This window comes from Rhizobium sp. Root1203 (genome assembly GCF_001424945.1).
GTDB lineage: Bacteria > Pseudomonadota > Alphaproteobacteria > Rhizobiales > Rhizobiaceae > Rhizobium.
The window spans coordinates 165,518-186,637 of the sequence record NZ_LMCW01000034.1 but is presented as its reverse complement, the minus strand read 5'-3'; the positions used below and the strand labels follow the sequence as shown (position 1 = coordinate 186,637).

The window sequence follows — 21,120 nt, the reverse complement described above, 5'->3', positions numbered from 1 at the left end:
ATGCGGGTAGCAATGACCCTGGGGCGAGTTTACATCCAGCTCGATCGCCGCGCTCGACAGCTCAGGCACATTCTGTTGCGGGACGGGTCCGGCGTCTTTGCGACGCGGGTGAGATCAAAATTGTCCGACTGGATAAAGCCGAAAGGCTTTACCTGGCATGTCTTCCCGGAGGACGTGCTGCGGGCGGATTTTACGCAGCCGGCAATGACCAATATTCCGGCGCTCGCAGAGGGCTCACCCATTTCAATCAACTGGATAGTGGGGCCCGCAGGCCCCGGATCGGGCGGCCACACGACCATATTCCGGATGATTCAGTACCTTCAGCAGATAGGCTACGATAACCGGGTGTATTTCTACGATCCGTATGGCGGCGATCACCAGTATTATGAAAAGGTTGCCCGGCTCCATTATGGTATCACCTGCAAGATCGGAAAGGTCGGACCCGAGATCGAAGACGCGCACGCCGTGGTCGCGACCCACTGGCCGTCGGCCTATGCGGTGTTCAATATGCGCTCAGCCGGAAAGCGTTTCTATTTTGTCCAGGATTACGAACCGTCTTTTTATCCGGTCGGCACCAACAGCGTGCTGGCCGAAAATACGTATCGAATGGGCTTTCACGGGATCACGGCAGGTCGTTGGCTGACCGAGAAGCTCGCCTGTGAGTTCGGCATGACATCGGATTGGTTTCCGTTTGGATGCGATACCAGCCGATACCGCTTTGACGCATCTTCCAAGCGAAAGGGTGTGGCGTTTTATGCGCGTGCGGGAACACCGCGCCGGGCGGTCGAGCTCGGTCTGCTCGCTCTTGAGCTTTTCGCCAAGCGTTGCCCGCATATCGAACTTCATCTCTTCGGGGAGGAACTTGGCGCCCTTCCCTTCAAGTTCACGAACCATGGGTTGGTCTCCCCGGAGAAGCTGGCGGATATCTACAATCAGTGCTTTGCGGGTTTGACTCTGTCTCTTACCAACGTGTCGCTGGTTCCACACGAAATGCTTGCATGCGGTTGCATACCGGTCGTCAATGACGCCGATCACAACCGCCTGGTGTTGGACAACCCACACGTGCGATACGCTCCCCTGCTTCCCCATGCGCTTGCCGATGCATTGGAGGCTGTTGTGACCATGCCGGACTTCGAAACGGAATCCAGGCAAGCAGCCGAAAGCGTTGCCTCCACCTCCTGGGACGTCGCGGGGGCAGCAATCGACTCGGCGCTGCGTCGCGCCCTGAAGACGCAACAGCAAACCTAGCTTGGACAGGCATGTGTTCCACCGACCAACTCCCGAGGAAACCGTGACAACAACCGTCGATGTAGCAATTCCATGTTATCGGTACGGGAACTTCCTGAGAGAGTGCGTCGAAAGCGTTCTTTCGCAGGAGAACGTGGATGTCCGCGTCTTGATTCTGGACGATTGTTCACCCGACAACACGGCTGAAGTTGGAAAACAACTCGCGGCACAGGATGAGAGGATTGAATTCCGGCGGCATGCAGCCAACCAGGGACATATCACGACCTATAACGAAGGGATCGAATGGGCATCCGGAGATCTCTTCCTGCTGTTGTCCGCCGACGACTATCTGGCCCCCGGAGCTTTGGCGCGCGCCTCGCAGCTCTTCAAGACGAATCCAGAGATGAGCTTCGTCTTTGGAAATGCCGTCTTGCTCTCCGACGATAACGTGCGGCAGGCGCTCGAGCCTTTCGGCAGCAGCTTTTCGGCAGAGACTGCCGTTCTGCCATGTCTGGATTTTGTAAAGGCGATGAGGGGCCAGAACATTGTTCCCACGCCGACAGCAGTGGTCCGGACGAGCGCCCAGAAGCAAGTTGGGGGATATTGTCACGCCCTGCCCCATGCCGGCGACATGGCGATGTGGCTGCGCCTGGCGGCGGAAGGTCCCGCTGGCTTCGTAAATGCCACGCAGGCGGTCTATCGGATGCATTCGCAGAATATGTCACGATCCTATTCGTCCGCGCGTCTCCCGGATGTGCAGCAAAGACGCGCCGCCATCGAGCATTTTCTCGAGCATAGCGCGGCAAAGCTGCCAAACGCCGCTCCCTTCCAGCAAATCCTGTTTCAATCCCTCGGACGCAACGCGGCCTATCAGGCGAGTGAAGCGTTTAACGAAGGGGATATGGAGACCTCCCGTCGATTGGCGGAACTCGCAAAGGAACTCTACCCTGGCGTTTGGCACACCAGTTCCTGGGTCAGGCTTCTGCTCAACAGAACGATAGGACCGCGCGCGTGGCGCCTTCTGCGGTCCGCGCTGGGCGCTGCCAGAGTGATCTGAGCATCCCGAACCCCGATATCCAGAGGGCCGGCGCGCGTGGCGTATCGGAAAACATACTCTGCGTCCCGGTGTTGAAACGCCGACCCCATTTGAGGGTGATCGGAAGCCGGCGGCTCGGCTCGAACGGGATGCAAGCCGTCAGCTTTCGAAATGCTCACGGAGCCGAATTCGCGGGCGTTCACAAAGCCGGCTGGCTACGGTTCCCGGATTGCCGTGTCCAGGCCCTTCAGCAGCGGATAAAGGAAATAGGACATCACCGTCCGGCGTCCGACCATGATCTCGGCCGAGACTGCCATCCCCGGAAGCAGTCGAACCGGGTCGCTTGCCGTGCCGAGCCGCGTGTCAGAGAGCAGGATTCGGGCCTTGAAGTACGGGGAACTGGATTGGTTCGCCGCTGCATCCTGTTGCGACGGGGTGAACGTATCGCGGCTGACGGTCCGGACCGTGCCCGAAGCGGTGCCATACTTCTGGAAGGGATAGGCGTCGAACTTGACCCGCGCCTCCTTGTCGTTCGCAATTCGCCCGATGTCGCGTGAATTGATCGAGACCTCCGCTTCCAGCGGAACGTTGAGGGGCACAAGGGTTACGATCGGTTCCGCTTCCTTTACGACCGATCCAACAGAGCGTTGGGCAAGGTCGAGGACAACAGCATCGGCCGGCGCAGTAAGAGCAACCATGTTGCGCCGAAGTTCCATTTTCTTCAGTTCTTCCCCGGCTGTATCGCGCTGGCTGCGAAGATCCACGAGCTGCTCCATCAGGGCGCGGCGAAAGTCCTCGATAAACGCCTGGCGGTCGGCCTGCAGCTTTGCGTGGGCGTGCTCGGCCTCGTCCGCCCGGCCCTTTACCGCCGTCAGCGCCGCTTCGACGTCGAGACGCGCATCGCGAGACCCGAGCAGGGTGATCAGAGATCCGCTCTCGCGATTGTAGAGGCGCTCGCGCGCGCTCTCAATTCGCGACAGGTTTTCCCGGCGGTCGACCAGCACTGCCTCCTGGCTCTTGCTGGCCGCAAGCGACGCCGCCTGGCCGGCGATCTGCTGCTCGAAATTCTGCAGCTGTGCCATGTAGAACGCGCGGCGTTGCGCGAACAACTGCACCTGCAGTATCTCGTTCGAGGTGGCGCCTGCCATTGTTGAATAGTCGGAGCCAGCGAGCTCCGCTTCGATGCGCTTCACCTGTGCGTCGAGAGCTGCGAATTTCGCAGCCAGCTGGTCGACGTCCGCCTGGCTGAACGTCGCGTCAAGGGTCGCAAGCGTCTGGCCGGCGCGAACCACTTCACCTGCGGTTACGTCGATCGTTCGAATGATCGATGTCTCGAGAGGCTGAACGACAATCGTGGGCTGGGTGGTGACCAGTTTGCCCGGCGCGATCACAACCTCATCGATGGACGATACTGAAGCCCATACGACCGCCGAAACGATCAAAGCCGTGACACAGTATAGGGTCATGCGCGCTATTCTGGGCGGTGCACGCTCTTCGAGTTCGACCGCATCCGATTGGAACTCGGCGATCACGGGCGAGAACGAGCGTCTGGCCGTGAGGTCGGTTCGCTGCCGCGTGGCCGGGACCGGCAGGTTTTCCCTTGGTTTTTCGGCGCGCGCGGTCATGCTACCTGCCTCATCTGCTGCGACCAGAGGTGTCGATACGTCATGCAGCGCGACACGAGCTGGTCATGGCGACCGATATCAGCGATTTTCCCACGTTCCACGACGAGGATCGCGTCGGAATCGACGAGTGTCGACAGGCGATGCGAAACGATGACAACCGTCCGGCCCGCCGCGATCTGGCTGAGATTTTGCCGTATGATCGCTTCGCTATCCGGATCGAGTGCGCTTGTAGCCTCGTCAAAGATTAGAAGCTTGGGGTCGGTTATGAGCGCACGTGCGATTGCCAGGCGCTGTTTCTGACCGCCGGAGAGGTTGGACGCGTTCTCTTCCAGCATGGTTTCGAAGCCGCGCGGAAGACGCTCGATGAACTCTTCGGCGCCGGCGATGCGTGCGGCTTCGACGATCTCCTCGATACTGGCATCCGGCTTTGCCGCCGCTATGTTTTCGCGCACCGTGCCGCGGAAGAGAAAGCTGTCCTGGAGCACGACGCCGATGCTGCTCCGGAGATGAACGAGGTCGATCTCGCGGCTGTCGTATCCGTCGATCCGCACCAGCCCCTGCTGGCTTTGGTAGAGCCCCTGGATAAGCCTGGTGATCGTCGTCTTGCCCGAACCGCTCTTGCCGACGATCCCGAAGACCGATCCTGCTGGAACTGCGAAGGAGACGTCGTCGAGAGCCGGCGGGCCGTCGGGACCGTAGCGGAAGCTCACTTTGTCGAACTCGATGCGCCCTTTGAGCTGTGGCCGGATGCCTCTGCCGCGACCAAATTGTTCCGGGCGCTGGTTCATGATTTCGCCCAGCATGCGAACGGAAAGCGCCACCTCCTGATATTCGTGGACCATGGTGACGATCTGGACCAGCGGCCCGGATACCCGGCCGGCCAACATGTTGAAGGCAACGAGGGCACCGACCGTCATGGCGCCGCTAAAGACGTCAAGGGCGCCCAGGCCGATGATTGCAACGCTCATCAGCTTCTCGAGGAGCCCGGTCAGTGATTGTGCGACGGTCGAGATCTTTTCAACACGGAAACGCACGGAAATTGCCTGGGCGGAACAATCGTCCCACACCTTGCGCTGGCGCGGCTCCAGGGCGAGCGACTTGACGGTGCGCATGCCGTGAACGGTTTCCACGAGCAGCGCCTGCTTGTCTCCCTCAGCCAGGTAGAGCGCCTGCAAGCGCCGCTGGAAAGGGCCAACGAGCATCATGACCACGAGCCCGACAAGGGCGGCGAAGCCGAGCACGACGAGCGTAAGTTTGACACTGTAGAGCAGCAGGATCGGAATGAAGACCAGAAGTGACAGACCGTCGAGAAGCGTCAGGAACAGGCGACCCGTCAAGAACTCGCGAATGCGGCCGGTTTGCTGCATATGCTTGACGATAACCCCTGCCGACGCCTGCTCGAACAGCGAGATCGGCAGGTTCAGGAGATGCCCGAATGTCCGCGTGGCTATTCTGATGTCGATCCTGTTTGTTGCGTAGAGCAGGAGATAGCGGCGCAGAAAGCTGAAGGTGGCGTCAAAGATCAGGGCAATGGCAATGCCGATCGTCAGAACCGTCAGTGTCGCGTAGCTCTGGTGCACCAGAACCTTGTCGATCACGAGCTGGAAAAACATCGGCGTCGTCAGGCCGAGCCCGTAGAGAACGAAGGCGGCCAGTGCGACGTCGCGGAAGAAGCTGCGCTGCCGGATGACTTCGGGAATGAACCAGCGAAAGCCAAAGGGCTGGTCGTCGTCCTTCATCTTGTAGTTGCGCTTCATGAGGATCACGGAGCCGCGCCATGATCTGGAGAATTGCTCTTCGTCCAAGAAGATGAAATCCGGGCGCTGGGCCAGCGGATCGAGCACACGGACCCGCTCGCCGTCATCGCCGGCAGCTGTGCCGGCAATGACGATCCAGTTGCCGTTTTCGAGTTCGGCCAGCACTGGGTAGGCATTGCCCAGTTCAAACAGGGATCGCCACGTCAGGTCGACGTGCCTGGCGCGCAGGCCGGCGTCCTTGGCCATCCGCAGAAGCTGGCGCACGGCAACCGGCTCGTCCGAAACGGCATAATCATGCTGGAGCCGCTCGGGTGAGAGATCGACACCGTGATGACGGGCGACGAGAGCAAGGCAGTGTAGATTGGTGTGCAAAAACATACGCGTGGCCCACCCTTGCGATAACGTGTGGCTAGTTGAAATTCGGCGATGCGTTGGCAGGCGCATTGGCCGGTTGAGCTGCATCATTGATCGGCGGCTGAATATCGCCGATGCGGCGTACGGCTCCCGCTTCGACCAACCCGACAAGAGCCTTCTGCATCAGGTCGACCGCATTGGCGAAAGCGTCCACCGGCATGATTATGCGTTGGCGAAACACCGGGACGGGATTGTTGCCCGCATCGCGTTCGGTGGCGGAGAGCGACATCATATCGATCCTGACGATTGTGCCGGTTACCGTGATTTCGCCGATGCCGTCTGCGTAGAGTTCATTGCTCATAATAGGCCCCTCTGCTTTCTGGGTTCAAAGTCAGTCATGCCGTGTGCGCGTGTTGCCACGCCGGAAACGGATCGTGCAGGCCTTGCGCCAGCTGCCGATCGAAGCGCGCCTCTTCGCCGATGAGGCAATCGTCCAGAGCCGCACAGATCGCCTGCTCATCGAGCCCGGCGCCGATGAATACGAGTTCCTGCCGGCGATCGCCCCAGACCTCGTGCCAGTGCCGATCAAGCTGCTGCCGGAACTGCGGATATCGGGGCCACTGTGCCTTGGGAACGGTCGCCCACCAGAATCCCTTGGTTCCGAGGGTGCGTTGGACGCCCGCAATCGACAACAGGCCTATTTCGTCCGGTCGGGTTGCGAGCCAGAAGTGGCCCTTGGCGCGAATGAGACCGGGCCAATCCAGCGAAAGTACCATCTCGAGCTTCCAAGGGTCGAACGGCCGCCGGGCGCGGTAGACGAAGCTGGCAATGCCGTACTCCTCCGTCTCGGGGACATGGTCCCCCCAACCGTACAGTTCCTTGTGCCACAACGGATGCCTGGCGGCCTTTGCCTCGCTGAACAGGTGCGTGTCGAGAATGGAGGCGAGCGGCAGATGGCCGAAATCAGTCTCGACGACGCGGGCATCGGGATTGAGTGCGGCAACGATCCGACGGACGGCGGATCGCATATCGGCGTTTACGTCCGAGATCTTGTTGATGACGACGACATCGGCGAACTCGATCTGCTCGACGAGGAGGTCGACCAGGGTACGCCGGTCATCGGCGTCTCGCGTCTCGCCCCGATCTCTGAGAAAATCCGCGCTGGAGAAGTCGGACAGCAGATTTGCGGCATCGACGACGGAAACCATCGTATCCAGTCGGGCGATGTCGCAGAGCGCTGCGCCCCTCTCGTCGCGGAACGAAAAGGTCGCCGCGATCGGCAGCGGTTCGGCGATCCCCGTTCCCTCGATGAGCAGGTAGTCGAAGCGTCCCTCGGCAGAGAGCCGTCGGACTTCGCCGAGAAGATCGTCGCGAAGCGTACAACAGATGCAGCCGTTGGTGAACTCTACCAGCGTCTCGTCTGTCCGCGACAGATTGGCGCCGCCGTCCCGGACAAGGTCTGCATCGATGTTGATCTCACTCATGTCGTTGACGATCACCGCGACGCGACGTCCCTCGCGATTGCGCAGCACGTGGTTGAGGATCGTCGTCTTGCCGGCGCCGAGAAAACCCGCCAAGACGGTTACCGGAAGCCTTCCATCGCCCATCGTCCGTTCCATGCTCAATCCATTAGGCTGCGAGTTGCGGCTTGAAGGCCACGTCTACGTAGTAGTTCGTGTTGTTGTAGGTGCTGGTCGGGAAGAGCCCGCTCGAGCCATAGGCATAGACACCGTTGCCGCCGCTCAGGGCTGACGACAGAGCCTGCAAATTGCCGTTGGATGTTTCGGCATCGAAGTAGCCAGCCGTCGCCGAGTAGTTGCCGTTGGTGCTATAGGAGACGACATACGTCGTGTCGGCATCGATCTCGACCTGCGTAGACAGATTGACCGACTGCCAGCCGCTCGTCGTTTCGTTCGAGAAGGTGGCGCTTGCAAGCAGTGTCCCGGTCGATGTCCAGAGGTATCCGGTATGCGAACCTGTGTTGGTATCGCCCTTGTAGAAGCGAATGCCGGTGATCCAGCCTGCCGTGTCGGCCTCAAATTTCATCCCGAGATTGACAGGCGAGTTGTCGTTGACCGAGACGATCGTCGGGGTCGAGCCGGCAGCAAAGACGTTCTGCTCGCCGCCCTGGTTGTTGACCGCCACGGAAACCTGGGCCGAGGCCGTCGCTCCCGCCGCATCGGCGATTGTATAGGAGAAGCTCGCAGCGCCGGAATAGCCAGCCGTCGGCGTGAACGTGATCGTGTTCGACTGGCTGTCAAAGGTTGCAGTGCCGTTGACACCGCCGCTGACGCCGGTGATCGAGATGGTGTCACCATCGGGATCGCTGTCATTGGCAAGCAATGCCGAAGCCTGAATGGATATCGGCGTTCCAATGGCGGTGGAATAGCCTGGATCGTTGGCCGCAACCGGTGCAGTGTTTTGCGAGCCGCCCTGGTAGAGCACGTCGACCCAGTAGTTGGTCGAATTGTAGCTCGCGCTTGGAAACAGGCTTCCGGCTCCATACGCGTAGACACCGTTCGCCCCACTCGGCGCGGTCAATGCCCCGCTCGAATGATCGCTGGTGAAGTAGTTCGGCGTTGCGGCGTAGAAGCCGTTGGAATGATAGCTCGCGACATAGGTCGCTCCCGCCGTGATCGTGATTGGCTGTGAGAAGGTCACTGTCTGCCAACCGCTGGCCGTCTCGTTCGAAAATGTCGCGGATGTTAGCAGCTGCCCCGTGCTGCTCCATAGAGAACCGACATGTGCGCCCGTATCCAGCGCGCTCTTGTAGTATCGAAGCCCTGTGATGGCACCGCCGGCAGAGGCCAAGAACTTCACGCCGAGCTCGACCGAACTGGAATCGCTCCCGGATGGTACGCTGGGCGCGTCGGAGGACGAAAACAGGCCCGCGCCGCTTGCCTGCGAGCCGACGGTCAGGCTCACGGAAGCTGACGACGTGCCGCCACGGCCATCCGAAACGCTATAGGAAAAATTGGCGACGCCGGTATAGCCGTTCGTCGGCGTGAAGATGACCGTATTGGTCTGGCTGTCGAACGTCACCGTGCCGTGCGTTGCGCCGCTGGCCCCTGTAATGGAAAGAACATCGCCGTCCGCATCTGTATCGTTTGCAAGGAGGGCAGAGGCAGCGATCGACAGAGCGGTGTTGGAATATGCAACAAACCCGTTGTCATTGGCCGCGACCGGAACCGCGTTGACGGTCGACTGATTGAAGACGACGTCCACCCAGTAGTTCGCTGCCTGATAGTTGGATGTCGGGAACGTTGTATTGGACCCATAGGAAAACACGCCGTTGCCGCCACTGGAGGCGGCAGAGAGGGCAGTCAGCGGACCGTTTGCATGCGCGGTCGTGAAGTAGTTTGCCGTCGCGACGTAGGAACCAGTCGTATGATAGGAAGCGACGTAGGTTACGCCGGCCGTGAGCTGGATGGGGCTGGTGAACGTCGCAGTCTGCCATCCATTGAGGGATTCGCTTGAAAATGCGACCGTGCCCAGCAGGGAGCCATCGGACGTCCAGATGGAGCCGGTGTGCGCACCGGTGTCGCCTGCGGCCTTGTAGAAACGGATGCCGGTGACCGCGCCGCTGGCGGACGAAACGAACTTCATGCCAAGTTCCAGCGGAGCATTCTCGTTGAAGCCGGCATTGGCTGGCCCGTCGTCCGGCTGAAACAGGCTTACACCTGAGGGGCCCTCTTCTACCGACAGGCTGACATTGCCCTGAGCGGTGCCGCCGCGACCGTCGGAGAGCGTATAGCTGAAATTCGCCGGGCCGGCATAACTTGCATCCGGAGTGAAGATGACAGCCCCGGTCTGCGCATTCAACGTTACCGAACCGTGCAGCGCGTTTCCGACGGCAGTAATCGTCAGGGCGTCGCCATTGGCATCTGTATCGTTGGCGACAAGCGCCGCAACCGATATCGTAAACGTCCCGTTGCGGGCGACCGTGTAGCCGCTGTCATCTGTTGCAACCGGCGCATTGTTCACCCCGGCGTCGAAAACGACGTCGACCCAGTAATTGGCGCCCGCGGGGCTGTTGCCCGGGAACGTGCCGGCGTTGGCGCTGTAGATATACGCGCCGCCGCCGTCGACAGCCTTAAGGGGGCCGTTGCTGTAGGTGGCGCCGAAGTAGTTGTCGGTCACCGAGTAGAAGCCGTTGCTGTGATAGGAAGCGACATAGGTCGTTCCGGCGGTAATTGCGATCGGGCTGGAGAACATGACGGTCTGCCAGCCTGAAAGGGACTCGCCGGTGGAAATGCCGGTCGCGAGCAGCGTTCCGTCCGCCTTCCAAAGACTGACGACGTGCTCCCCGATATTGTAGAATCCCTTGTAGAAGCGAATTCCCTGAACAGAGCCGCCGGTTGTGGACTGAAAGCGAACGCCGAGTTCCACGCCATCGCGATCGATCGCGGTCTCAGTGGCGGGCGTCGCAGCGAGCGTCCAAAGGCTGGCCGTTGTGGGCAGGTTGACGGTAACCTGCTTGCCTGTGGATGGCGTTTCCATGTTGACGCTGTCGTCGACGGCGCGCGACATGATCGTGTAGGTACCGCTTGCCTGAACGACCCAGTTGTAGCTCCAGGTCTCCTTGCCTGTTGCCTTGTACCAGCGTTGACCACCGTCGGTCGAGATTTCGACGCCCGCGATAATGCCGCCACCGAAATCCTGGGCCGTGCCGGTTATCGTGACGTGCTGCCCTTCGAGAAAGCTGCCGCCGACCGTGGGTGATGTAATGCTCGACGTCGGCTTGAGCGTGTCCGTCGATTGGGCGGCAAGGGCAAGACTGGCAACCAGCGTGGTCGGCTGGATGCCCATGTCGGCGAACATGTTGACCATGGCTTGCTGAACGTTCGGGTCCGTGGGCGTTTCGGCTCCTTCGTGGTTCGAACTCAATCCCCATGACCAGAATACGGTTCCGGCGCCGAAAACAAGCGCGCCGCTTTCTGCACGGTACATGGTCAGACTATGTGTCGCGGTGTTGCTTCCAACTGTGGTGCCGTAGTCGAACAGATAGCTGTCGACCGCTATTGTCGAGAGCGACAGATTGATAAGCCCGGCAGGCCTGAAGCCGTTCTCGACGTCGGAATCCCATTCGTAGCCGAGGAGGTTCTTCACCAGATTGTAGGATTCGCCGGGCTGCAGGTTTGCGACGTCGGTATTCCGCCAGAACCGAAGGTTGGAATAGTCGTAGGGAATGGAAATGCTGTCGGCACGATAGCTGTCCACCGTAAACATCGTTCCGGTCAGCGCGTTCTCGGGCTGCTGTCCCGGATCCGCGTAGCGGGGGTCACGCCATGTGCCCGTGCCGATTGCGCTCGGATCACTGCTGGTGCCCCAGGTTTCCTTGTAGCAAACCATGGTGCGATAGGGCGTACCGTTGCCGTCGATGCTGGTTTCCCAGCGAACCTTCCAATAGACTTCGTTGCCGCTCCAGAACGCAAGGTTGACGCCGCTGTCGCGCGCTGCTTCGACGTTGCTTCTTTGCTCGGCGGACCAGTACTCGTCATGTCCCACCGAAAGGTAGGCTTGATGGTTGAGCAACAGATTCCCGCTCCGGGTCGCATCGACGCCGGATATATAGGAAACGTCATACCCATTCTGCTCAAGCCACTCGATTGCAGGCTGTTCCGCGCCGAAAATGAAATCGTGCGTCCCTCCGATGGGGCTTGTGTTGGTGATGATCGGGCGGTTGTAGCTGACGGCGGAGGCGCGTCCGATCGCCGTCAATCCACAACTGCAGTTGGGCGGCAGGTAACCGATCATGTCGGCGGGGTCTACAGGGACCTCACCATAGTAGAGGCTGGCTCCGCCCCAGGCATTGTAGGCCTGCCAGGTCGTATCCGACGTCTGGAAGACGATATCGCTCGTCGAAGCATCGTCACGCACGACAAACGGGATGATACTGGCTCCCTCCGTGCCGTCCTCGCGAACGAGCTTGGCAAAGTAGACGCCTGAAACCGCATCCCCCGGAATTTCCCAGCTCGCGGACACCGACCAGTTGCCGCAGTCGATCAGCCCGAGCGACATATCGACGATTGGATGTGGCTGGATCTGCGCTGTTGTCAACGACTTGTCGATCGAGGCGACCTTGCGCGCACCGTCGCCGCCGTAGTAACCCATACGGTATATGTCTATGCGATAATGTGTCGAATCCGTCGCAATCTTGAAATCGACGGTCTGGCCAATGTTGGTGCTGATTTCGGTTGCAAAGCCCTGAATGCTGCCGTCGCCGTCGCCCTCGATAGCCCACTCGCTGCGCGGGTTGCCCTTTTTTTTGTTTTCGTCGGCAATCTTGTTGGGCGTCGCCGCGAGGGCGGCTGCAGGGGCCGTCGCGGGGGCCGCGGCCGTCGTAAACACCGGGGCCTCAGGCTCCGTTACAGTTGCATCCAACGCGGCTTCGGCCGTCCCGGCTGAGGCGAGCCGCATGACCGACGAAACGGTTGGCGCCGGGGCGTCGAGCGACGAACCGACGTTGACGGATTGCACGGCCTCAACCCCGCCGACGGTGCTGCTACCCGTCAACGCGCTCGATTGGACCGGGATCGAGGGCTCCTCCACGGAAAGGACCTTTCGTGCCGGCGTGGGCGCAGGCGTCGTCGCAGTCGCGGCGGACGGAAGCATGGCTGTTGTTGTAAAATCGGCTGCCGCATAGGAGGATTGCGCGTCCTGGCGAAGTATTGTTGCAGGTGTCGTTGGTTCAATACTCCCCGACGCTTGAAATACGGAGTTTGTTGCTTTGAACCCGTCGCCCCCGGGCGTCGAAACGACCGGCACTGCATTGCTACGCCAAGCATCGGAGGTGACATAAACGCTGCTCGCACCACCGAAAACTCCGAGAAACTTGTTATCCTTGACGCGCATCTTAAACATCATCAACACTCATCACCATTCGAGAATATTCATTCTGCCAGCTTTCGCGGCGGAGGGAACGACGGCAAACAGTGGTATGCGCTGGAGTATTTCGTACACCGTTATGATTACTTACTTGCAACACTTGGCGGCGACGCCAGTAATCTTGAATCTTCGGAAGGAGTTTGAAGCAGCCTGGTCATGTCGGGTCGGGTCAAGCCGACAATCCGCCCGCCTGCGGCAGCGCGGCCCGACCTTGGCGCCTCGATGCGGGCTTCGCGGACAGGCGGTCGCGGATCGAACCCGATGGCACTGGATCCTCCTTCCGACCAGCATCGGCGTCCAGCAGCCAGACACCCGAGCCTCCCAGGAAGAAAAACCATGCATAGGTGGCGCCCCAGAAATGCACGGTCGAGCCGACGAACACGAAGGTTGCCATACAAATGAGATAGGCGGTCCGGTAGGAGCGGAGGGTACGATCGAGGCCCTTCCTTCGCGCTACGGCGATCCACAGGGAGAGCCAGGACAGAGACATCAGCAGGAAGGCGGGGAGCCCGTACCGCATGGCGGTGAGCAGCCAGAAATTGTCGACACTGTCACTCGCCATCCAGTTCGGGCGCGCCCAGTCTCCAAGTCCGATTCCAAAGAGCGGATGGTTGGAAACGGACGCGGAACCGTAGTCCCAGATCCAGATACGATACCACCCGGTCTGTTGTTCGAAGGTGAAGTGCGAAACATAAAACTGGACCGGCGTCTGATTGGATCCGAATTCGACGACAAGGTAACCGATGAACGCCAATATCCACAGCAGTTTCCATCGACCCCTAAAGTTGCGGAGGATCCTGTTCCACGTTAGCAGCGCGATCTGGAAAGCCACGCCGGCTATCGGGGCCGACGACATCGATAGAACAGCGGTCCCGCCGACCAGGCAAACGAGGAGTGCGCGTGTGGACGACTTCTTGCTGGCCACAAGGCTGGTCAAGGAAAGCATGCTGCCGCAAAAGACACCGAACAGAATGGAATGACTGAATGGGCCCTGTACCCGCCAGAGGCCCATTCGCGGAACCATTTTCGTCACTTCGACGGTTGGAAAGATCGTCCCGAACGCTGCCAGCAAAGGCTTTTCGCCAGTCATCCATTCATAGAGGGCAAATGGCAGAAGACACATCATCAGCTTGATGACAAATATGATCATGCTGCGAAAATCGCTGGCGGTGCGAATGTAGCAGCGCGCCAGCAAATACGCGCCCGTCCCTTCGATAAACAGCATACCACCCGATTGAAGCGCAGGTCCTATCCCGTGAATGACGGCGAGCGCGAGGGCCGCCCAGATACTGTAGAGATGGAGTCCGATGTCGGCGATCCGGACGGGCCCGATCTTCCCCTGGGCCCACATCGTGATGCAAGGCAACAGAGCGACGATGAGGACAATCCGATAGGCCGAGAGATTGAGTGGGCCCAAAGGCACGATCCACGGGATCACCAGTCCGATCAGAAACAACTTGATTGCAATGGGTAGACCACCGGATGGCGCAATGACCGATTGCTTGCCCGGGTCAAGGCGTCGTCGATCGCTCCTGGCGTTCGGCAGGCTTGAAGCTGCACGTCCGCCAGCCGCGGCTCGATAGAGCGGTTGTCTGCTGGCTGCCTGATACTTAGACATCGTCATGTCCGGACACGCTGGCGGAATTGCCCTATTTCATAATTCTCCAACCTCTCTCAGAGAGACTCGAAAGAAATGGTTCCAGGCGACAATATCCAAAACCAGCTCGAACTGCGATTAATCCTTCCGACATACCTGGTTTCGTCCAAATAGACGATCCTGGCGGCGCTTACTTACTTGAATACTATCGGATAAGCTTGACAGGCTCGCTTTGGGTGCCGTCAAGCCGCCAAGGCAATCCTCGTCCAAGGAACAAGAAATGCTGTCGGGACTTGACAACCGTGATGGGCAATTCGTCATTTCTACCGGCGCCGGGCCATGCCCCAGCGGCTGGCGACAACGGCAGCTCGATGGTCTCGTCCTGAACCTGGCCCCGGGAATAAATGTCGTCCCCGTTCTGGACAAGGACGGAACGTCGATCGGTCTCCTTTTCGGAACTCCTATCGATGTCGACCGAGGCGCTATCGTCGAGGGTCAATATCGCATCGATCGAAAACTCGATGACGTGCAAGCACTCGATGGTCTCATCGAGACGTGCATCTACCGCCTGACGGGAAGCTTTCTGTTCGTCCTCAGCGCTCTTGGATTACGCCGCATCTATCTCGATGCAGACGGCACCCTCTCCGTCGTCTACGATCAGCAGGCGAAGGTTGCCGGTGCGACTGCTGCGGTTCTGCTTGACGCAGTCGGATATCAGGAGCGATTTCGGGCAAAGCTCTACAAATCGCTCGACGTCGACAATGCCGGCTGGTTTACGGCGGGCCTGACGGCGCACGAAGGAATCTCCCGGCTCCTCTGCAATCACTATCTAGACTTGGACACCTGGACTGCGAAACGTCACTGGCCCCTCGCCCCAGTCGAGATTTCCGCGGATCCCACGGCGTCTTGCGCGCGGATTTGCGAGCGCGTCTCTCAAACGATTGCGATCCTCGCCGGTGCAGGAAAAACCAGTGTTGCCCTGACAGCAGGCAACGACTCCCGCCTGCTGCTGGCGTGCTCGCGGCATCTGCTTGCCAATCTTTCCTTTGTAACAGTTGCAGCACCGACCGCCGATGTGGATGTCGCCTGCGCGACCCGGCTGGCACGCCAGTTTGGCTTGCGGCACGAGCTTCTCCCCTACCGCGAAGCCACGCCGGAGGAAGCTGACCTCTGGAGATTTAGAGCCGGGCATTGTGTTGGCGGCAACAACGTCAAGATGCATCCAAGCGTCAAGCCTCTGGAAGGACGATACTTCATAGGCGGCCTTGGGGGGGAAGTCGGCCGAGGTTTCCTTTGGTTGAATGCGGAGCATGACACGGCGATCGACGCGAAAGGTCTGGTAACCAGGTTGAAGCTGCCGCAGAATGACGAGGTGATACAGGCGGTGGAAGCCTGGCTTGCGCCCATTTCGCATTTCGACGCTTTGTTTATATTGGACCTTGCCTATCTCGAACTGCGAATGAGCGCATGGGGCTTCTGCGATTCCTATGTGAAGCCGGAGCAACACGAGATACATCCCATGATATCCAGAGCGAACTACGTCGATATGCTTTCGCTGCCGCCTGCGATGAGGCGGAAAGGCGAGGTGTACTTCAAGGCAATTGAAACTCTGTGGAAGGAAATATCGGAGATCCCGATAAACAAGTACGGCAACTACCGGGACCTTTTGCGCCCTGCCAGAGAGGCGATCAGAAATCCGAGGCGGGCATCCAGAAAGGTCATGCAGATCGTCGGTACCTGGAGATAAGGGCGGCGCAACGTCGATTGGCAACAATCCCGACGATGGTTCCAGACGGGCCGTGCCTAGGTCGAAACCTTCATCGTCATGCCTGCAGCCCTGCGAATTCGGCTCAGGGCAGGCATATGCCCGGCGAGTATCCGTCCGAGCATGCCGTCCGTCGTGTCGTGCCTGATCGACGTGCGCGGCTTCAGGAACGAAAGAGTATCGGCGCTTCCCTTGTCGCTTGAATAGGCGGCTTCATAGCCGGCGTTGCGCAGCATCGACAGGACCCTTGCGTTGTACCGCCCGAAGGGGATCGCGGCGGATCGAACGGTGCACCCGCATATCTCCTCAACCACCTTTTTGGAGGTGTTTAGTTCATTGTCCAGGTCTTTCGCAGGAAGTTTGGACCAATCACGATGATCGATGCCATGGCTGCCGATGCGCATTCCCATGGACATGAGTGAACGGATATCGTCCGCTCCCACCGATCCGGCCCGACCTATGCGGCCTGTCAGCACGAAGAACTCTGCATCAAGACCCCGTTTCATGAGCTGTGGGGCAGCAAGGAGAATGTCGGAGATATTGCCGTCATCGAACGTTATGGACAGCAGTTCGCGGTCGGGATGAGCTGCGATACGATCGAGGACATAGCAAAACCGATCCAGACCGAGCCAATAGTCCGCTTCGCCCGGTTCAAGTGGCTGCGTGTGCTCTCCGATCCCGTGGAAGTTGATTATCCGGCGTTTCGTCGTCTGCATCGTTCAACTCCGCGAACCCATCATAAAATCTGCAGCTGGTCTCAGCGGTTTCAAGGCACATGACAACGCTGCCCGATGCCACGATCCCCGCCAGCACCGCATAGCCTGACCGACAGCAATCGCGAGCCTGAACAATGCCGTCTGCACTACGCCGTGGTGACGGCCAAAGTAGCGGATCCTGTTGGCGGTCATCAGCGCGTAAAGTCGGGCGTTCCTGCCGCTTCCCCCGCTTTCATGCATGACGTGAGATAGGGGCTCGTAGATGACATCGAAGCCTGCTTCCCGGACGCGTCGGAGATAATCCACCTCCTCGCTGTAGAGGAAGAACGTTTCGTCCCATTCGCCAACAATGCGTCGCGCCCGGGCGGAAACGAGCAGGGCCGAACCGGTTGCCCACTCCACCGAACCGCGGCGATCATATCGCTCGGCACCGGTTATGACCTCTCCCAGACCGATCCGTCCCGCTAGCGGCCCGCCCAACAGGGCATCTGCCCAAGCAGTGAGCACGGAAGGTTCGCGTCGCAGGGTAGGATCGATGTGTCCATCCTCGGTGTAGTTCAAGGGAACGGCGACGCCGGTCGATGGCGTGGCCGCGCGCTCCAGCAGCGGTCTTGCCGCATCGGGATACAGCCGGAGGTCGGGATTGAGGATAAGAAGATGGCAATCAGGCTGTACTGTCGCCGCGGCCGCGTTGATGGCTGCGGCGTATCCTGCATTGCGACCCATCCGGATAACGGTTGGGTTGAGGAAATGGGCCTCGGCGATCTCGGCGGACCCGTCCCGAGAATCGTTGTCGACGACGATCACCTCAAAGCGCTCGACACCGTTCAAACCCGCCGGCAGCGAATCCAGCAGCGGCGGCAAGGCACTTGCGCTGTTGAATGCAACAATGACGACCGCCACTCCGGCCGCCTGACCGACCTCCGCCTCAAGCGGATCCTGCCCGTCCTTTTGACTGTTCACCATCTGCAGCCCCCTGCTGGAATTCGGCGCCTTGCATGCATTTCGAAGCGATTTCTAGTGAAGCCGGTTTCGATCTACGAACTGAGCCAGAGAGCCCACGGTTTCGAAGAGTTCGCCGGTGAAATCGCTGTCGTCGATCTGAAATCCGAAGCGCGATTCAATGGCGGCGGCCAGGCTCAACACAGCAAAGGAATCGAGTTCGGGTATGTTGCCGAACAGCGGTGTTGCGGCCCCTTCGATCCGGCCCCGATCCTCGATCCCGAGCGTTTCTACGATGACATCTTTCACAGCTTCGAGTGTTGACGAATTCATGATACCCCTCTCAATATTCCCAATATGTTGAAACACGGAACCTTCGCCGCTCACGCTCTACACCAGGACTTCCGGCGGCAGCGGATGTCCAAGAAATGCGGTCGGGCTGGCGGTCAGACCGTAAGCGCCGGCTTGAAAGATGACGATAAAATCCCCGATTTCTGCGTGTGGAAGCATCACGTTGTCCCCCAGCAGGTCGAGTGGCGTACATAGGCAGCCGACTACGGAGACGTTTTCCAGCTCGGTCTCGCCTATCCTATTCCCAACCACAATCGGATAGTTGCGGCGAATGACCTGGCCGAAATTGCCCGAAGCGGCCAACTGATGATGAAGTCCTCCGTCGACCACCAGATAGATGCGTCCACGGGACACCTTGCGGTCGACGACGCGCGTTACATAGACACCGGATTCGCCGACGATATATCGACCGAGCTCGATGACGACGCGGGCGTCGGGCAGATTGGGACGAATCTCGGTCTCCATCAGCGCTTCGAGCCTTTGACCGACCGGAAGGAGATCCAGAGGATGGTCTTTCTCGAAATAGGGAATTCCAAATCCGCCTCCGAGATTGAGATAACGAACCGGCCACTTGCAGTCACCGGCGAGCCGCTGCAGAAGGGCGACGTTCCTCGATAGGGCTTCGCACAGGATATCGGCGTGGAGGTTCTGGGAGCCGGCAAAGACGTGAAACCCGAGAAGCTCCAGGTCCGCAGCGGCGAGTTCCCCCAGGAGCGCCGGAATTTCCTCGACGTCGATGCCGAATTGCTGGGGGCCTCCCCCCATGCGCATGCCGGAGCCCTTGACTTGAAAATCGGGATTGACCCGCAAGGCCACTCTTGGCCGGATGCCAAGCCGGTGTCCGATTGCGGCGACGCGGGCGGCTTCGTTGGACGATTCCATCTCGATGGTCACGCCGGCCGCGACGGCTTGAATGAGTTCCGAAGTTGTCTTTCCGGGCCCTGCGAAGCTCACGTGCGAGGCCGTCATCGGTGTATCGAGTGCGGTCTTCATCTCAAAGGCCGAAGCAACGTCAAGGGCATCGACAAGACCGGCCAGATGCTGGACGACTGCAGGCATGGGATTGGCCTTGACCGCGTAACTCAACTTGACGTCGGCAGGCAGCATGGAGCGGAGGTAGCCCACCCGCGAGGTGATAAGCCTGCGATCGTAGGCGAAGAACGGCGTGCTGCCGACACGCTCCGCAAGTCGATCGAGGGAAATGCCGCCGACGGCCAGGCAGCTTTGCACCGCCTCGAACATGGCAATGGATGGGTGCGAACTCACGACCTCAATTGCTCCCGTAAAAGAACCCGATCGAATTTCCCGTTCGGATTGGTTGGAATTGCCGTCATCTCGATAACCTGGGACGGCACCATGTATTGCGGCAGACGTCGCTTGAACGCCGTCAGCAAAGCGCCGACGTCGAGCGAATTCGTCATCGGACTGGCAATGAGCACAATGCGTTGGCCCAATGCTTCGTCGTCTATCCCGAGAGCAACGGCGTCGCGCGTAAGACCGCTGGCGTAGGCTACCTCTTCGATCTCGGTCGGGCTCACCCGATAGCCGGAGGTCTTGATCATCTCGTCGCGGCGCCCGACGAAGAACAGGAACCCTTCATCGTCGGCGACGACGGTATCGCCGGAGAAAACTGCAATCTCGGGCGGCCTCCAGCTCGCGTTGGCTCCAGGCAGCGGTCGGAAACGTTCGGCCGTTCGCAGGGGGTCGTTCCAGTAGCCCATTGCGACCAGGGGCCCCCGATGCACAAGCTCGCCGGGTTCGCCCGGATCGCATCGCGTACCGTCTGGCCTGACAACCAGGACCTCGGCATTCGGGATGGCCTTGCCGATCGAATCCGGACGACGGTCGATTTCCGCGGGATCGAGATAGGTCGAGCGAAAGGCTTCGGTCAGCCCGTACATGAGAAATGGCATTGCCTGTGGGAACTGGACCCGCAGACGTTCAAGCGTTGCCTTCGGCATTCTTCCGCCTGTATTTGCGAAATAGCGCAATCTTGCTGCCACCTCTGGGGGCCAGGTCAGGGCTGCGATCTGAATCCAGAAAGGAGGCACGCCGGTAATGCCTGTGACGCGATGTTTCTCGCACAATCGTACGACGTCGCCGGGCAAGAGATAATTGAGCAATACGACATGCGCGCCCGAATTGAACCCGGTCGTCAGTTGGCTCAGGCCCGCATCGAAGCTCAATGGCAATACGGAAAGGATTGTATCGTGCGGACCGTTTTCGAGATAGTCGCTGACGCTTTCCGCGCCGACGATCATGTTCCGGTGGCTAAGCACAACGCCCTTCGGCTTGCCTGTGCTTCCTGAGGTGTAGAGAATTGCCGCCATATCGCAATCGACGGAAGCAATTTTGGGAATTTCTCCAGTGGCGCCGGAGAACATCGGAGTCCAGCCACGCGTCTGACGAACGCCGCCATCAGGCCGGTCAGTCTCGGCCGTCTCCTGATCCACCAGCACAACGTGCTCAAGCCCGTCGTTGCCGGCAAGGTACTCGCGCAGCTGTGCCCAACGATCCGTCGACGTCACCAACAGGCGGACATTGCAGTCGGCGAGGATGTAGGCGACCTGCTGAGGCCGAAGTAACGGGTTCACCGGAACCGTGACGCAATCCGCCGCCGTCGTGCCGAATATCGCGACGACGGTCTCGATACGCTTTTCAAGAAAAATGGCGACGCGATCGTCGCGCTGCAGCCCGATTGCCGCAAGAGCCGATGCAAACCCACAAACCCGCTGCCACAGTTCGATGTAGCTGCATGTCGTGTCCTTGTATGTCAATGCAGGCGCGGCAGGATGCTGCAATGCCCCGTGACGAAGCAGATGTGACAGATTTGTCCTGGTTGCTGATCGCATGAACACCTTA

The 21,120-nt window shown here is 59.7% G+C and carries 15 protein-coding genes; 4 read left to right on the top strand and 11 right to left on the bottom strand.

Features of this window, described 5'->3' with window-relative positions; genetic code table 11:
- Positions 1–1,248, top strand: a complete 1,248-nt coding sequence (locus ASC97_RS25165) for a rhamnosyltransferase WsaF family glycosyltransferase (protein WP_082530159.1) — start codon at positions 1–3, stop codon at positions 1,246–1,248.
- Positions 1,249–1,261: 13 nt separating this feature from the next.
- The gene (locus ASC97_RS25160) at positions 1,262–2,284 is read left to right on the top strand and encodes a glycosyltransferase (RefSeq protein ID WP_338012543.1); all 1,023 of its coding nucleotides are present in this window, start codon (positions 1,262–1,264) and stop codon (positions 2,282–2,284) included.
- Positions 2,285–2,478: 194 nt separating this feature from the next.
- Here ASC97_RS25160 and ASC97_RS25155 read toward each other — a convergent pair whose 3' ends face one another.
- From ASC97_RS25155 to ASC97_RS25135, 5 genes are read right to left on the bottom strand one after another with little or no spacing between them, the layout of a single operon-like run.
- Complete coding sequence (locus tag ASC97_RS25155; RefSeq protein WP_057471048.1) at positions 2,479–3,888, bottom strand: HlyD family type I secretion periplasmic adaptor subunit; 1,410 nt, start codon at positions 3,886–3,888, stop codon at positions 2,479–2,481.
- A complete protein-coding gene (locus tag ASC97_RS25150; RefSeq protein ID WP_057471047.1) occupies positions 3,885–6,023 on the bottom strand; it encodes a peptidase domain-containing ABC transporter in 2,139 nt (712 codons plus the stop codon). The genes ASC97_RS25155 and ASC97_RS25150 overlap by 4 nt, the downstream gene beginning before the upstream one ends.
- A gap of 31 nt (positions 6,024–6,054) precedes the next feature.
- On the bottom strand, positions 6,055–6,360 hold the full coding sequence (locus tag ASC97_RS25145) for a hypothetical protein (protein WP_057471046.1): 306 nt from the start codon (positions 6,358–6,360) through the stop codon (positions 6,055–6,057).
- A gap of 34 nt (positions 6,361–6,394) precedes the next feature.
- The gene (locus tag ASC97_RS25140; RefSeq protein ID WP_057471045.1) at positions 6,395–7,618 is read right to left on the bottom strand and encodes a GTP-binding protein; all 1,224 of its coding nucleotides are present in this window, start codon (positions 7,616–7,618) and stop codon (positions 6,395–6,397) included.
- 10 nt (positions 7,619–7,628) lie between these two features.
- Entirely contained in the window at positions 7,629–12,419 is a 4,791-nt protein-coding gene (locus ASC97_RS25135) for a DUF4082 domain-containing protein (protein ID WP_244481592.1), read from the bottom strand.
- On the opposite strand from ASC97_RS25135, the gene ASC97_RS35725 reads away from it, so the two are divergent.
- The gene (locus tag ASC97_RS35725) at positions 12,418–12,645 is read left to right on the top strand and encodes a hypothetical protein (RefSeq protein ID WP_244481594.1); all 228 of its coding nucleotides are present in this window, start codon (positions 12,418–12,420) and stop codon (positions 12,643–12,645) included. The two genes, ASC97_RS25135 and ASC97_RS35725, sit on opposite strands and share 2 nt — an antisense overlap.
- 411 nt (positions 12,646–13,056) lie before the next feature.
- Here ASC97_RS35725 and ASC97_RS25130 read toward each other — a convergent pair whose 3' ends face one another.
- Positions 13,057–14,505: an O-antigen ligase family protein gene (locus ASC97_RS25130; protein ID WP_057471146.1), complete on the bottom strand. Its 1,449-nt coding sequence runs from the start codon at positions 14,503–14,505 to the stop codon at positions 13,057–13,059.
- Positions 14,506–14,764: 259 nt separating this feature from the next.
- Here ASC97_RS25130 and ASC97_RS25125 point away from each other — a divergent pair, with 259 nt between their 5' ends.
- The gene (locus ASC97_RS25125) at positions 14,765–16,231 is read left to right on the top strand and encodes a hypothetical protein (protein ID WP_057471044.1); all 1,467 of its coding nucleotides are present in this window, start codon (positions 14,765–14,767) and stop codon (positions 16,229–16,231) included.
- Positions 16,232–16,287: 56 nt separating this feature from the next.
- On the opposite strand, the gene ASC97_RS25120 is transcribed toward ASC97_RS25125, so the two are convergent.
- The 5 genes from ASC97_RS25120 to ASC97_RS25100 are packed head-to-tail and all read right to left on the bottom strand — an operon-like array spanning position 16,288 to position 21,110.
- A complete protein-coding gene (locus tag ASC97_RS25120) occupies positions 16,288–16,965 on the bottom strand; it encodes a polysaccharide deacetylase family protein (RefSeq protein ID WP_057471043.1) in 678 nt (225 codons plus the stop codon).
- 3 nt (positions 16,966–16,968) lie between these two features.
- On the bottom strand, positions 16,969–17,931 hold the full coding sequence (locus ASC97_RS25115; RefSeq protein ID WP_057471042.1) for a glycosyltransferase: 963 nt from the start codon (positions 17,929–17,931) through the stop codon (positions 16,969–16,971).
- Positions 17,932–17,982: 51 nt separating this feature from the next.
- Positions 17,983–18,240, bottom strand: a complete 258-nt coding sequence (locus ASC97_RS25110) for an acyl carrier protein (protein WP_057471041.1) — start codon at positions 18,238–18,240, stop codon at positions 17,983–17,985.
- 57 nt (positions 18,241–18,297) lie between these two features.
- On the bottom strand, positions 18,298–19,524 hold the full coding sequence (locus ASC97_RS25105) for a pyridoxal-dependent decarboxylase, exosortase A system-associated (RefSeq protein WP_057471040.1): 1,227 nt from the start codon (positions 19,522–19,524) through the stop codon (positions 18,298–18,300).
- Complete coding sequence (locus ASC97_RS25100; protein WP_057471039.1) at positions 19,521–21,110, bottom strand: acyl-CoA ligase (AMP-forming), exosortase A system-associated; 1,590 nt, start codon at positions 21,108–21,110, stop codon at positions 19,521–19,523. Before ASC97_RS25100 ends, ASC97_RS25105 begins: the two co-directional genes overlap by 4 nt.
- Positions 21,111–21,120 lie beyond the last annotated feature (10 nt).

What these genes read in the sequence shown, in the direction of transcription:
- ASC97_RS25150 (WP_057471047.1), bottom strand. Translation starts at nt 6,023, where the DNA reads ATGTTTTTGCACACCAATCTACACTGCCTTGCTCTCGTCGCCCGTCAT.
- ASC97_RS25115 (WP_057471042.1), bottom strand. Translation starts at nt 17,931, where the DNA reads ATGGTGAACAGTCAAAAGGACGGGCAGGATCCGCTTGAGGCGGAGGTC.
- ASC97_RS25130 (WP_057471146.1), bottom strand. Translation starts at nt 14,505, where the DNA reads ATGTCTAAGTATCAGGCAGCCAGCAGACAACCGCTCTATCGAGCCGCG.
- ASC97_RS35725 (WP_244481594.1), top strand. Translation starts at nt 12,418, where the DNA reads ATGACCGACGAAACGGTTGGCGCCGGGGCGTCGAGCGACGAACCGACG.
- ASC97_RS25135 (WP_244481592.1), bottom strand. Translation starts at nt 12,419, where the DNA reads ATGCGGCTCGCCTCAGCCGGGACGGCCGAAGCCGCGTTGGATGCAACT.
- ASC97_RS25110 (WP_057471041.1), bottom strand. Translation starts at nt 18,240, where the DNA reads ATGAATTCGTCAACACTCGAAGCTGTGAAAGATGTCATCGTAGAAACG.
- ASC97_RS25100 (WP_057471039.1), bottom strand. Translation starts at nt 21,110, where the DNA reads ATGCGATCAGCAACCAGGACAAATCTGTCACATCTGCTTCGTCACGGG.
- ASC97_RS25145 (WP_057471046.1), bottom strand. Translation starts at nt 6,360, where the DNA reads ATGAGCAATGAACTCTACGCAGACGGCATCGGCGAAATCACGGTAACC.
- ASC97_RS25155 (WP_057471048.1), bottom strand. Translation starts at nt 3,888, where the DNA reads ATGACCGCGCGCGCCGAAAAACCAAGGGAAAACCTGCCGGTCCCGGCC.
- ASC97_RS25165 (WP_082530159.1), top strand. Translation starts at nt 1, where the DNA reads ATGCGGGTAGCAATGACCCTGGGGCGAGTTTACATCCAGCTCGATCGC.
- ASC97_RS25140 (WP_057471045.1), bottom strand. Translation starts at nt 7,618, where the DNA reads ATGGAACGGACGATGGGCGATGGAAGGCTTCCGGTAACCGTCTTGGCG.
- ASC97_RS25125 (WP_057471044.1), top strand. Translation starts at nt 14,765, where the DNA reads ATGCTGTCGGGACTTGACAACCGTGATGGGCAATTCGTCATTTCTACC.
- ASC97_RS25120 (WP_057471043.1), bottom strand. Translation starts at nt 16,965, where the DNA reads ATGCAGACGACGAAACGCCGGATAATCAACTTCCACGGGATCGGAGAG.